The organism is Kitasatospora sp. NPDC059408 (assembly GCF_042751525.1).
Classification (GTDB): domain Bacteria; phylum Actinomycetota; class Actinomycetes; order Streptomycetales; family Streptomycetaceae; genus Kitasatospora.
Window position 1 is genome coordinate 124,997 of record NZ_JBHYWI010000004.1, and the last position, 12,642, is coordinate 137,638.

The 12,642-nt window shown below is 74.3% G+C and carries 13 protein-coding genes; 9 read left to right on the forward strand and 4 right to left on the reverse strand.

Translation table 11 applies throughout. The features are described 5' to 3' along the window. Nucleotides 1-79 precede the first annotated feature (79 nt). The 7 genes from hypA to ACFXDE_RS05190 are packed head-to-tail and all read left to right on the forward strand — an operon-like array spanning nt 80 to nt 6,557. Nucleotides 80-457 (forward strand): hydrogenase maturation nickel metallochaperone HypA, encoded by a 378-nt coding sequence (gene hypA, locus ACFXDE_RS05160; protein ID WP_380491044.1) that lies wholly within the window; start codon nt 80-82, stop codon nt 455-457. A gap of 5 nt (nt 458-462) precedes the next feature. Next, nucleotides 463-1,194, forward strand: a complete 732-nt coding sequence (gene hypB, locus ACFXDE_RS05165; protein ID WP_380491046.1) for a hydrogenase nickel incorporation protein HypB — start codon at nt 463-465, stop codon at nt 1,192-1,194. Then, nucleotides 1,191-3,506, forward strand: coding sequence for a carbamoyltransferase HypF (hypF, locus tag ACFXDE_RS05170; RefSeq protein ID WP_380491048.1), 2,316 nt, complete (start codon nt 1,191-1,193; stop codon nt 3,504-3,506). Before hypB ends, hypF begins: the two co-directional genes overlap by 4 nt. A gap of 6 nt (nt 3,507-3,512) precedes the next feature. Then, nucleotides 3,513-3,824, forward strand: coding sequence for a HypC/HybG/HupF family hydrogenase formation chaperone (locus ACFXDE_RS05175; RefSeq protein WP_380435244.1), 312 nt, complete (start codon nt 3,513-3,515; stop codon nt 3,822-3,824). Further along, on the forward strand, nt 3,821-4,954 hold the full coding sequence (gene hypD, locus ACFXDE_RS05180) for a hydrogenase formation protein HypD (RefSeq protein ID WP_380435243.1): 1,134 nt from the start codon (nt 3,821-3,823) through the stop codon (nt 4,952-4,954). The genes ACFXDE_RS05175 and hypD overlap by 4 nt, the downstream gene beginning before the upstream one ends. Continuing rightward, nucleotides 4,947-6,029, forward strand: coding sequence for a hydrogenase expression/formation protein HypE (gene hypE / locus ACFXDE_RS05185; protein ID WP_380491050.1), 1,083 nt, complete (start codon nt 4,947-4,949; stop codon nt 6,027-6,029). Before hypD ends, hypE begins: the two co-directional genes overlap by 8 nt. 24 nt (nt 6,030-6,053) lie before the next feature. After that, nucleotides 6,054-6,557 carry a GrpB family protein gene (locus ACFXDE_RS05190; RefSeq protein ID WP_380435241.1) on the forward strand — a complete coding sequence of 168 codons (504 nt, stop codon included), beginning with the start codon at nt 6,054-6,056 and terminating at the stop codon, nt 6,555-6,557. Here ACFXDE_RS05190 and ACFXDE_RS05195 read toward each other — a convergent pair. Next, entirely contained in the window at nt 6,538-7,242 is a 705-nt protein-coding gene (locus ACFXDE_RS05195; RefSeq protein WP_380435240.1) for a hypothetical protein, read from the reverse strand. The genes ACFXDE_RS05190 and ACFXDE_RS05195 overlap by 20 nt on opposite strands. A gap of 150 nt (nt 7,243-7,392) precedes the next feature. On the opposite strand from ACFXDE_RS05195, the gene ACFXDE_RS05200 reads away from it, so the two are divergent. After that, on the forward strand, nt 7,393-8,301 hold the full coding sequence (locus ACFXDE_RS05200) for a CAP domain-containing protein (RefSeq protein ID WP_380491053.1): 909 nt from the start codon (nt 7,393-7,395) through the stop codon (nt 8,299-8,301). Nucleotides 8,302-8,398: 97 nt separating this feature from the next. Here ACFXDE_RS05200 and ACFXDE_RS05205 read toward each other — a convergent pair whose 3' ends face one another. Then, entirely contained in the window at nt 8,399-9,094 is a 696-nt protein-coding gene (locus ACFXDE_RS05205; RefSeq protein WP_380491055.1) for an RDD family protein, read from the reverse strand. A gap of 168 nt (nt 9,095-9,262) precedes the next feature. Beyond that, complete coding sequence (locus ACFXDE_RS05210) at nt 9,263-10,252, reverse strand: DUF5937 family protein (protein ID WP_380491057.1); 990 nt, start codon at nt 10,250-10,252, stop codon at nt 9,263-9,265. A 220-nt stretch (nt 10,253-10,472) separates the two neighbouring features. Here ACFXDE_RS05210 and ACFXDE_RS05215 point away from each other — a divergent pair, with 220 nt between their 5' ends. Then, a complete protein-coding gene (locus ACFXDE_RS05215; protein ID WP_380491058.1) occupies nt 10,473-11,717 on the forward strand; it encodes an MFS transporter in 1,245 nt (414 codons plus the stop codon). 64 nt (nt 11,718-11,781) lie between these two features. Here the strand turns inward: ACFXDE_RS05215 and ACFXDE_RS05220 are convergent, their stop codons facing one another. After that, nucleotides 11,782-12,612, reverse strand: coding sequence for a neprosin family prolyl endopeptidase (locus ACFXDE_RS05220; RefSeq protein WP_380491060.1), 831 nt, complete (start codon nt 12,610-12,612; stop codon nt 11,782-11,784). Between the last annotated feature and the right edge of the window lie 30 nt (nt 12,613-12,642).

A 12,642-nucleotide genomic window follows, 5' to 3' on the forward strand; every position in this document is an offset into this window, starting at 1 on the left:
GTGGCGGCGCGGCTACGGGTCGGCGCCGCCACCGCGTCCTGTAATGGGGCGCGTTGCCGCCGGGCGTGGGAAGGGACCGATGCACGAGATGTCGATCGCCGCCGCCGTCGTCGAGCAGGTGGACGCGGCCGCGCGCGAACACGGCGCCGCCGGGGTGGCCCGGGTGCGGCTGCAGGTGGGCGAGCTGGCCGGCGTGGTGCCCGAGGCGCTCGACTTCTGCTTCGAACTCGCCTGCGCCGGAACGCTGGTGGCGGGCGCGGTGCTGGACACCGAGGCCGTCGCGGCACGGGCCCGCTGCACCCCCTGCGAGGTCGAGTGGGCCGTCGGCATGCCGCCGGACCTCGGCTGTCCGAGCTGCTCGGGCGGCGGCGTCGAGCTGCTGTGCGGGCGCGAGCTCCAGATCCTCGGCGTCGAGTGGGCCGAGCGCCCCGGCGTCCGGGCCGAACAGAAAGGCTGACGCCGATGTGCCAGACGGTCGACCTCCGCCAGGCGGTCCTCGCCCGCAACGACGACAGCGCCCGCGAGCTGCGCGCGGCGCTGAGCGCGCGCGGCACGGTCGTGGTGAACATGCTCTCCAGCCCGGGCAGCGGCAAGACCGCCCTGCTGGAGGCCGAGTTGGGGCTCGCGAAGGAGCGCGCCGTCGCCGTCGCCGCGCTCACCGCCGACCTCGCCACCGAGAACGACGCGCTGCGGCTGGCGCGTTCGGGCGCGCCGGTCAAGCAGGTGCTCACCGACGGGCTCTGCCACCTGGAGGCGCGGATGCTCGCCGGGCACCTCGACGGCTGGCTGCCGGCGGACTGCCGGCTGCTGTTCGTCGAGAACGTCGGCAACCTCGTCTGCCCGGCCTCCTACGACCTCGGCGAGTCGCTGCGAGTGGTGCTCGCCTCGGTGACCGAGGGCGAGGACAAGCCGCTCAAGTACCCGACCGCGTTCGGCCTCGCCAACCTCGTGCTGGTGACCAAGGCGGACCTCGCGGCGGCGGCGGACTTCGACGAGGCCGCGTTCCTGGCGAACGTCCAGCGCGTCAACCCGGGTGTGGAGGTCGTGCACACCTCGGCCCGCACCGGGGACGGCGTCGGGGCGCTGCTCGACCGGGCACTGGGCGTGCTGGACGGGGCGGCGGTGCACCGGCCGGTGATGGCTTCGGGGCATTCGCACGGCGGGCACGTGCACGTGGCGCGGGAGACCCCGTGACCGCGCTCGACCGCGAGCGGCGGCGGGTCGCCGTCCGCGGGCTCGTGCAGGGCGTCGGCTTCCGGCCGTTCGTCTTCACGCTCGCCGGCGAGCTCGGGCTGGCCGGCAGCGTCACCAACACCGGCGAGGGCGTACTGGCCGAGGTCGAGGGCAGCCGCGAGGCCGTCGACGCCTTCTGCCGCAGGGTCGCCAGCGACGCCCCACCGCTCGCCCAGGTGGCCTCCGTCGAGCACGCGGCGCTCGCCGCCACCGGCGCCACCGGCTTCACCATCGCCCCGTCCCGCGCCGACGGCGCCCGGGCCACCCTGATCCCGCCCGACGTCGCCGTGTGCGCCGACTGCCTGGCCGAACTCGCCGACCCCGCCGACCGCCGCCACCGCCACCCGTTCATCAGCTGCACCAACTGCGGCCCCCGGCACACCATCGTGACCGGCCTGCCGTACGACCGCGCCAACACCACCATGGCCGGCTTCCCCCTCTGCCCGGACTGCGCCCGTGAGTACGCCGATCCGGCCGACCGCCGCTTCCACGCGCAGCCCGTCGCCTGCCACGCCTGCGGGCCGCGGCTCGCACTCGCCGTGCCCGGACGGGCCGGGCGGACGGGCGAGGACGCGCTGGCGGAGGCCCGGCGGCTGCTGGCGGGCGGCGCGATCCTTGCCGTCAAGGGCATCGGCGGCTACCACCTCGCCTGCGACGCGCGGAACGCCGGTGCCGTCGCACTGCTGCGGCGGCGCAAGCGGCGCGGCGACAAGCCGTTCGCGCTGATGGCCCGTGACCTCGCCACCGTCGAGGGCCTGCTGCCCCTCCACCCCGTGGAGCGGGAGCTCCTCACCGGCCCGGTGCGGCCGATCGTCCTGTTGCGGGGCACGGCGCCGGCCGGGCTCGAAGCGGTGGCCCCGGGCAGTCCCGACCTCGGCGTGATGCTCCCGTACACGCCGCTGCACCACCTGCTGCTCGCCGCGCCCGGGACCGACCTCCTGGTGATGACCAGCGCCAACCTCTCCGGCGAACCCATCGTCACCGACGACCGGCACGCGCTCGCCGCGCTCGCCCCGCTCGTCGACGGCTGGCTCACCCACGACCGCCCGATCCACGTGCCCTGCGAGGACTCCGTCGTGCGCGTGGTCGACGGCGAGCAACTGCCGCTGCGGCGCTCGCGCGGCTACGCGCCGCTCCCGCTCCCGCTGCCCGTGCCCGTCCGGCCGGCACTGGCCGTCGGCGGCGACCTCAAGAACGCCTTCGCGCTCGCCCGTGACGGCTACGCCTGGCTCTCCGGCCACATCGGGGACATGGACGACCTCGCGACGCTGCGCGCCTTCGACCGCGCGGTGGACCAGCTCGGCGTCGTCAGCGGCGTGCGGCCCGACCTGCTCGTCGCCGACCGCCACCCCGGCTACCGCTCGGTGCACCACGCGGAGCGGACCGCCGAGGGCCGGCCCGTCCGGCGGGTGCAGCACCACCACGCGCACGTGGCCGCGGTGATGGCCGAACACGGCCTGGACGGCCGCCGGCCGGTGCTCGGCGTCGCCTTCGACGGGACCGGGTACGGCGACGACGGCGCGATCTGGGGCGGCGAGGTGCTGCTCGCCGACTACGACGGCTACCGCCGCCTCGCCCACCTCGCGTACGTGCCGCTGCCGGGCGGGGACGCGGCGGTCGAGCGCCCGTACCGGACGGCGCTCGCGCACCTGCGCGCCGCCGGGCTGCCGTGGGCGGCGGGGCTGCCGCCGGTCGAGGCCTGCCCGGAGGAGGAACTGTGCCTGCTGGAGCGGCAGTTGGATCGCGGACTGAACTGTGTGCCGACCTCCAGCATGGGCCGGCTCTTCGACGCGGTGTCCTCGCTCGCCGGCGTCTGCCACCGGGCCGGGTACGAGGCCCAGGCGGCCATCGAACTGGAGGCCGCGGCCGTCGGGCCCGGGACGGACGGATTCGGGACGGTCGAGGGGTACGCCTTCGGGCTGTCGGAGCGGGCGGGCGCCTGGACCGCCGAAGCGGGGCCGGTGCTGGCCGCCGTGCTGGCGGACCTGGCCGCGGGCGCCCCGGCCGGGCTGATCGCCGCGCGCTTCCACGCCGGGGTGGCCTCGCTCGTCCGGCGGATCTGCGCGGCCGCCCGGGAGGAGTACGGGATTTCGACGGTGGCGCTCAGCGGTGGCGTCTTCGCCAACGCGCTGCTCTCCTCGGCCTGCGCGAGCGGCCTCGGAGAGGACGGCTTCACCGTGCTGCGGCACCGCCGGGTGCCGCCCAACGACGGAGGGCTGGCGCTCGGCCAGCTGATGGTGGCCGCCCGCTCGGCGGCCACCCGGGAGGAGTGAGGGCGCATGTGCCTGGCGGTGCCCGGCAGGGTGACGGAGATCGAGGAACGCGACGGGACCCGGATGGCGGTCATGGACTTCGGCGGGGTGGTCAAGGACGTGTGCCTTGAGTACCTGCCCGACCTGGCGGTGGGGGAGTACGCGATCGTCCACGTGGGCTTCGCGCTCCAGCGCCTGGACGAGGAGTCGGCCCGGCGGACCCTGGAGCTGTTCGAGGAACTCGGGCTGCTGCAGGAGGAGTTCGGCGACCCGTGGGAAGCGGCGCGGGCGGCGGAGGCAGTGGGGACGGACCGCGGGGCTGAGGAGGCCGGACGGTGAAGTACCTGGAGGAGTTCCGCAACCCCGAGCTCGCGGAGGGGCTGCTCGCCGACATCAGGGCGACGGTCACCCGGCCGTGGGCGCTGATGGAGGTCTGTGGCGGCCAGACGCACAGCATCATCCGGCACGCCATCGACCAACTCCTGCCGGAGGAAGTCGAGTTGATCCACGGTCCGGGCTGTCCGGTGTGCGTCACCCCGCTGGAGGTGATCGACCGGGCGCTCGCGATCGCCGCTCGGCCCGAGGTCATCTTCTGCTCCTTCGGGGACATGCTGCGGGTGCCGGGGACGGACCGCGACCTGTTCCGCGTCCGCGGCGAGGGCGGCGACGTCCGGGTGGTGTACTCACCGCTCGACGCGCTCAAGATCGCCCGGGAGAACCCGGACCGCGAGGTCGTCTTCTTCGGCATCGGCTTCGAGACCACCGCCCCGCCCAACGCCATGGCCGTCCACCTGGCCAGGAAGCAGGGCCTGCGCAACTTCAGCATGCTCGTCTCTCACGTCCGGGTGCCCCCGGCCATCGAGGCGATCATGGACTCGCCGGACTGCCGCGTCCAAGGCTTCCTCGCCGCCGGGCACGTGTGCAGCGTCATGGGCACCGACGAGTACCCGGCGCTCGCGGAGCGCCACCGGGTGCCGATCGTCGTCACCGGCTTCGAGCCCCTGGACATCCTGGAGGGCATCCGGCGCACCGTCCGCCAGCTGGAGCGCGGCGAACACACCGTCGACAACGCCTACCCGCGAGCCGTCCGGCCCGAGGGCAACCCGGCGGCGCGCGCCATGCTGGAGGACGTCTTCGAGGTCGCCGACCGCGCCTGGCGCGGCATCGGCGTCATCCCGCTGAGCGGCTGGCGGCTCTCGCCGCGCTACCGCGACCACGACGCCGAGCACCGCTTCGACGTCGGCGGGATCACGACCTGCGAGCCCGCCGCGTGCCGCAGCGGCGAGGTGCTGCAGGGGCTGCTGAAGCCCCACCAGTGCGAGGCCTTCGGCACCGTCTGCACCCCGCGCACCCCGCTCGGCGCCACCATGGTCTCCAGTGAGGGGGCCTGCGCGGCGTACTACCTCTACCGGCGGCTGAGCGTGCCCGTCGTGCCCCTTTCCGCTCAGGAGGCGAGTCGCGTTGGCTGACGTCGAACTGCTCACGGACACCGGCGCGTTGGACTTTTCCGGCTGGAGCTGTCCGCTGCCGTTGCGCGATCACCCGAGGGTCGTCATGGGGCACGGGGGCGGCGGGGCGATGTCCGCGGAGCTCGTGGCGAACATCTTCGCGCCCGCGTTCGGCGGCCAGGCCCTGGAGGGACTCGGCGACTCCGCCGTCCTCCACCTCGGCGGCGCCCGGCTCGCCTTCTCGACGGACTCCTACGTCGTGCGGCCGCTGTTCTTCCCCGGCGGCTGCATCGGCGACCTCGCCGTCAACGGGACCGTCAACGACCTCGCCATGAGCGGCGCCCGCGCCGCCTACCTCTCCTGCGGCTTCATCCTGGAGGAGGGGGTGGAGATGGCCGTCGTCGACCGCGTGGCCCGCGCCCTCGGCGCCGCCGCCCGCGCCGCCGGGGTCGAGGTCGCCACCGGGGACACCAAGGTGGTCGAGGCCGGGCACGGCGACGGCATCTACCTCAACACCGCCGGCATCGGGCTCGTCCCGGCCGGCGTCGACATCCGGCCGCAGCGGGCCGAACCGGGCGACGTGGTCATCCTCAGCGGGCCGATCGGGCTGCACGGCGTGGCGATCATGAGCGTGCGGGAGGGCCTGGAGTTCGGCGTCGAGGTGCGCAGCGACAGCGCGGCGCTCGGCGGGCTCGTCGAGGCCATGCTCAGGGTGACGCGTGACGTCCACGTCCTGCGCGACCCCACCCGGGGCGGTCTGGCGGCCTCGCTCAACGAGATCGCCGTGGCGGCCGGGGTCGGCGTGGTGATCACCGAGCGGGCCGTCCCCGTGCCGGAGGCGGTGGCCAACGCGTGCTCCGTCCTGGGCCTGGACCCGATGTACATCGCCAACGAGGGCAAGCTCGTCGCCTTCGTGCCGCGCGACGAGGCGGACGCGGTCCTCGCCGCCATGCGGGCCCACCCGCTCGGCGCGGAGTCCGTGGTGATCGGCGAGTGCGTCGAGGACCACCCCGGGATGGTCGTCGCCCGGACCGGCTTCGGCGGGACGCGGGTCGTCGACCTGCCGATGGGGGAGCAGCTGCCGCGGATCTGCTGATTCCGTTTCGGTAGCCTTCCGGGTGTGACTTCCGTTGATGAGCCCGTTCACGTGGTGGCGTACGACCCGGCCTGGGTGGAGCTGGGGAGTGCGCTGGTGGCGCGCGTGCGGGGCGCGCTGCGCGGCCTGACCGTCTGCGAGGTCGAGCACATCGGCTCCACGGCGGTGCCCGGCCTGGACGCCAAACCGGTGATCGACGTCCAGGTCGGGTGCGTGGCGGGCGAGTTCGGCGTCGCCGTGGCGCGCGTGCGGGAGCTCGGGTTCGAGCACCTGGGCGAGGCCGGCGTCCCGGGCCGCGCGTACCTGCGGCGGCGCACCGGTCAGGCGGCGAACGTCCACGTCATGGCGCTGGACGGGCCGTTGTGGGCCGCCAACCTCGCGTTCCGCGACCACCTGCGGGCACACCCGGAGACGGCCGCACGGTACGCGCGGGTGAAGCGCGAGGCGGCGCTGGCGGCGGGCAGCCTGCTGGCCTACTCGGAGCTGAAGGCGGCGACGGTGGCCGACATCATGCGCGCGGCGCGGTAGGTCCTGCGCCGGACTGCGCCCTGCGGGTGCGGTGGTGGTGGACGAGGACGCCGATCGTCGCGGTGACGACGGCGACGGCGACGAGGACCGTGTCGAAGAAGGCGGCCATGACCAGGTCGAAGCGGCCGCCCGCGGCCTGGCCGGAGAATTCGGGGGAGACCAGGCCGCCCGGGTCCTCGGTGACGGCCACGCGCTCGCCGGCCGTGTCGGCGGCGCCGCAGTCGACGGCGTGGGTGCGGTCCGGGGCGTCGTCGTAGCGGACGTCGCAGTCGTAGGTCGTGGTCTTGCCGTGGATGACGCGGATGTCGGCGACCGTGCCCGGGTGTTCGGTGCCGCGGATCGTCAGCACGGTGGCCTGCGCGGTGTTCATGCTGAGCAGCGGCACGGCGATGAGCGGGGCGAGGAGCAGGCCGAGGGAGACCTTCCGCAGGGCCTTGGACGGGCAGAGGCCCCAGAGCGCGACGACCAGGCCGGTCATCCCGGTGAGGACCAGCGCCAGCGAGGGCACCAGCATCCAGAGCCCGAACGCGCCGAGGGCCCCGCCGAGCGGCAGCAGGACGGCGGCGGCCGGTATCCACAGCGCCGTCAGCAGGGGGCGCCTGGGCCAGGGGACGTCGTTCCCGTGGCCTCCGCGGCCTCGGCGCCGCTGCCCGGTGGCGGGCCGGGGACTCTCGCTGTGTGTCACGGTCGGACATCCTGCCAGGCCAGGCAGGGGGTGTGCCGGGTGGGGCGTGCACTGACGCGTTGTTGATCGATTGTCTACGCACGCTTGGTGTCCTGTCTCCCGCCCCGCGATCGCAGCCGCGCGCGGGCCGCCCCGAGGCAGGAGAGTCCCGTGTCGCACATCGCCCTTTCCACCGTCCGCCGCCGTTCCCGCCTGGCGGCGGTGGCGCTCGCCGTGTCCGCGATATCGGCGTCCGGCCTCACCGTGCTCGCCGCGGCGCCCGCGAGCGCCGCCACGTCGGACGTGGTCGAACAGACGGTCACGATCCAGGACCACCAGAACGGCTACGCCCTGGCGACCATCGACGGCGAGGGCTCGCGGATCGTCGCCCGCAACTACCGGGACGCCTCGACCTCGTTCTGGATCTCCAACAAGCCGGGCGGGCGGGTCGACTTCGTCCGCAACGTCAACGGCACCGAGCGCGTCGTCGAGATGGACACCAGGGACAGCCGCACCACCCAGTTCATCCACTGGTGGGCGGGCGCCAACCAGCAGTGGACCCTGGAGAACGCCGCCGAGGGCGGCACCTACATCCACAACGCGCTCGACAGCCGCTGCCTGACCTTCAACGGCCTCGACCGGGAGGCCACGGTGGAGAACTGCAACGGCACGGCGTCCCAGCGCTTCGACCTCGTCGGCAGCGGCGGCCAGAACAACGGGACGTCCGTCGAGCAGCGCTTCCTCCAGCGGGTCAACGACCTGCGCGCGCAGTACGGGCGGCCGGCGCTCCGCTACAACGAGACCCTCGCCCAGGCCGCCCGGTGCAACGCCGACCAGATGAACCAGCGTCGCGTCTCGGGGCACTTCTGCGACTCGCCGGGCATCCTGAGGGGCCTCGGCTACAACTTCCGGAGCTGGGGCGAGATCGCGTTCTACGGCCCCACGGACATCGACGCGGCCGTCGACGGGTGGATCAACTCGTCCGGCCACCGCGACATCATGCTCGACCCCAACCACACCGAGGTCGGGCTGGCCCGGACGGGCAACGCCTCGTGGAACGCGGAGTTCGGCTCCCGCTGAGCCGGGAGCCGTCGGACCGGCGGCAGCGACGAAGCCCGGTCGCCCCCTCTCGGGTGGGGCGACCGGGCTTCGTCCGGTCCGCGGTGGTGCTCCGGGCTCAGGACTCCTTGATGACGAGGGTCTTCGCCGCCTTGTCGTGGAAGCACTGCTGCAGCGGCTTGTCCCAGAGGTGGGAGAGCACGTTCACCAGGTAGAACAGCGAGCCGATGCAGTAGACGGCCTGGGGCAGGCCGTAGACGGCGCTGCGGATCCACAGGTCGTTGTCGACCGGGCGGCCGCCGTGCTCGACCGAGACGACCCGCAGCTTCATGACCTTCTTGCCGACGGTCTGCTGGTCCTGGGTCATCATCATCAGGGCCTCGTAGCCGAAGACGACGATGCCGCTGACGATGCTGGACATGATCGCGCCGATCGCCGCCGCGACGGCGAACTGGACGATGAGCAGCGGGATCAGCAGGACGAGGGCGTCGATCAGGCGGGCCAGGAAGCGGTCGCCGGGGTTGGCCAGGACGCGGGTGCCGGGCGCCGTCGGGCCGTACGGGTTGGGCGCGCCGAGCCACGGCGGGAGCTGGGGGCCGCTCGTCGGGTAGCCGCCGCCCTGCGGGTAGCCGCCCTGGGGCGGCGGCGGGTAGCCGTAGCCGGGCGGCGGGGTGCCGGGGCCGGGGCCGCCGGGCTGGGGGTCGTACGGGCCCTGCGGGACGCCGTAACCGGGCTGCTGCGGGGGCTGCTGGCCGTAGGGGTTCTGGGGGTTCGGCTCTGACGGGTAGCCGTAGCCAGGGGTTTCGTTGGTCATCGTCCCGCTCGTCTCGTTGTGGCTTAGGACTGAAGGTGTAGCGGCTCGACCGAACCTTTAGGAAGAGTTTGGGATCAACTGTTACGTGAACAAAGATGATTCGCGACCATTCGACGACGGGTCCGGTCGGTCGGTCCGGACCGGGGCCCGGCGCCGGCCGCGGGGTCCTCAGCCCTGCGGCGATTGCGATGCCCCGAGGAGCGCCTCGGCCGCCTCGGTGCGGGCGTAGAGGACGTGGCGGCCGGTGCGGTGGGCGGTCAGGAGGCCGGCGGTGCGGAGGGTGGTGAGGTGCTGGGAGACGCCGCCCGGGGTCATGCCGGTGCGGTGGGCGAGTTCGGCGGTGGTGGCGGGTTCGTCGAGTTCGGTGAGCAGGAGGGCCCGGCCGCGGCCGAGGACGGCGGCGAGTGCCCGGGAGGGCTCGTGGCGGCGGCGTTCCCAGAGGGTCGCGATCCCGCGCGGCGGGTAGCGCAGGGTGGGCTGCCAGGCGGGGGCGCTGATCGAGAAGACCTGCGGCCACACGAAGACGGACGGGACGAGGAGCAGGCCGCGGCCGCCGAGGCGGTGGCCGCCACGGGTGTGGTGGTGGCCGATGGAGAGCGTGTCGGAGTCCCAGCTGACCTGTGGGGCGAGGTCGTTGAGGAACTGCTGGGCGCCGCCCCGGGCGAGGAGGCGGGCGCGGTGGATGATGTCGCTCTCCACCAGGGCGCGGATCCTCGGCCAGTGCGGTGCGACGGCGAGGTCCCAGAACGCCTCGATGGTGTCCGCGAGTCGGGCGAGCCGAGTGACCGGGTCCTCGCGCAGGGCGTCGATGCGTGGCGACTGCGGCGCCCGGGGGGAGCGGAGAGCGGTCCGGACGTCCTCGGGCGGGGTCGCGCGCAGGGCGTCGAGTTCCAGGTGGAGGTCCGCCACGGGCGTGGTGGGCGGCGGGGCGAGGAACAGGGGGATCGTCCGGGGTGGTGGCGGCACGAGATCCGCCAGGAGGCCCCAGTCCAGCCCGGCGCCGGTCAGCCGGGCGCGGGCCGGCTCGGCCCACGGGCGGTGGAGCGGGTCGGGCGCGGGCAGGGTGAGGACCCGCGCGGCGGCCACCGCCTCCCAGAGCGGGGAGAGGGCGAAGCGGGTGAGGGCCAGGTCCCTGGTGGTGAATTCGAGTTCGAGCATGCGGTGGTCTCTCGTGGGGCGGGCGGTCCGCCGCCGGCCTCTCCTCTCTGCGACGTGCCGATGATCTCACCGGGGGCGCGTCCCTGTTCCGGGCAGGATCCGGCGGGGCGGGGCGGGGCGGGGCGGGGCGAGGCGGGGCGAGGCGGCCACGGCTGGTGAGGATTCAGCTCCTGCTGAATCCGTGGCCCGTCCCGGGTGTCACCCGCCAGGGTCTACCGCCATGACCACCGTGATCACGAGGGCGCCGCACCCGGCCGGTGCCGACTACCGCCTGCTCCTCGCCGCCAACGCCGTCAGCCGCACCGGCACCGCCGTCGGCTCGCTCGCCCTGCCGCTGGCCGCGGTCCTCGCGCTGCACAGCCCGCCGTGGCAGGTCGGGCTGCTGGCCGCCACGAGCACCGTCGCGTTCCTGCTGCTCGGGCTGCCGGCCGGGGCCTGGGTCGACCGGCTGCGCAAGCGGCCCGTCATGATCGCCGCCGACCTCGCCCGCGCCGGCCTGCTCGCGTCCGTTCCCGCCGCCTGGGCCCTGGGCCGGCTGACCTTCCCCCACCTGTGCGTGGTCGCCCTGCTCACCGGGACGGCCACCCTCTTCGCCGACGTCGCCGCGCTCAGCCACCTGCCCGCGCTCGTCGGGCGCGGACACCTCACGCGGGCCAATTCCCACCTGGTCACCATCGACGCCGTCACCATGACCGCGGGCCGCAGCCTCGGCGGCTTCCTCGTCGGGCTGCTCACGGCGCCCGTGGCCGTCCTCGTCGATGCCGTCAGCTACCTCGCGTCCGCGCTGCTCCTGCGTCGCATACGGCGGCCGGAGCCCACGCCCGTCGCGGCCGGGAGCGGCGGCCGGCTGGTGGCGGAGATCCGGGAGGGGCTGCGGTTCGTCCTCGGCGATCCGCTGCTGCGCCCGATCGCCCTGGCCGGCGCCTGCACCAACCTGTCGATCCAGGTGTTCCAGACGCTGCTGCCCGTCCTGTTCGTCCGTACGCTCCACCTGCCGGACGCGGTGACCGGCCTGTTCCTCGCCGCCGGTGGCGTGGGCGTCTTCAGCGGCTCGCTCCTCGCCCGTCCGCTCGCCCGCCGGGTCGGCGCGGGGCGCGTCCTGTGGCTGATGGGCCTGGCGATCGCGCCGCTCGGCGTCGTCGTCGCTCTCGCCGATCGCGGCCCGGCGCTGTGGTGTGCGGCGGGGGCGTGGCTGCTGACGACGGTCAAGGTCGGGGTCGACAACGTCGTCAAGGTGAGCTTCCGCCAGCACGCCACCCCCGACCACCTGTTGGGCCGCATGAACGCCACGATGCGCGTGCTGCTCACCGGCGCCCTCACCGTGGGCGCGGCGTTCGCCGGGACGTTCGCCTCGCTGACGTCGGTGCGGACGGCGCTGTGGGCGGGGGCGGTGGGGCTGATGGTGGTGTGGGTGCCGATCTACTGCTCCCCGCTGCGCACGGCCCGCGACCTGCCGGGGGTGTGACGCGCAGGCGCGGGCCGGGCGCGGGGGTGGGCGCAGGGGTGGGCCGGGCGCCGGCGGGCATCCGTCAGCAGGGGCCGGTGCCCGGGCCGCCGAGGTGGAAGGACGTCGGGGTGACGCGGCCCGCGTCGTAGAGGGCGGGGCTGGTGGAGGTGACGGTCAGGTGGGCGTCGTCGGCCGAGCCGAAGAGCTGGAAGTCGCGGATCCAGCCGGAACCCGGTGCGCTGCCGAAGCGGCCGTCGCCCATGGACTCGCACGTGCTGCCGGTGCCGTGGGCGACCTCGCCGAACGCGCTGATGACCTGGGTGCGGGTGTAGGCGCCGTTCCAGAGCGAGCCGGGGAAGTAGCCGACGGCGTGCTGGTCGTAGAAGATCCACCAGTCGCCGGCGAGGTTCCGGATCCCGAAGCGGGCGGCGTCGCCGGGCTGGAGCGCCATGCCGGCGGTGTAGACCGGGGAGACCTGGACGAAGCCGCACGCGTTGTAGCAGCTCTCCTTGCCGTCCACCCAGTGGTAGACGAACAGGTGCGGCAGGAGGTCGCCGTTGAGGCCGTAGTCGACCGTCCAGCCGACCTCGACGGTGGACTTGCGGTCGGTGGACTGGACGGCCAGCTCCTGGAGCGAATGCGCGTCGGTGTCACCGGACTTGAGGGTGGGCGAGGACTGCAGCATCCGGATGCTCGCGCCGGTGGCGTCGGTCTGCTGGCGGCCCGACACGTAGTCGTAGCAGGCGCCGAACCAGCAGATGGGGCCGGTGCCGTCGGCGAGGGGCGCGGCGGACGGCACGACGGGGGCTAATGCGGTGGTCGCGGCGGTTGCGGGGGTCGAAGCGGTCGCGGGGGCGGCGGTGAGGAGGCCGAGTGCCGCCGCGAGGGCGGCGGCGGTACGCCGAATACGCATGTGGGGGTCCATTCAGCGGGGGTGGTGGCC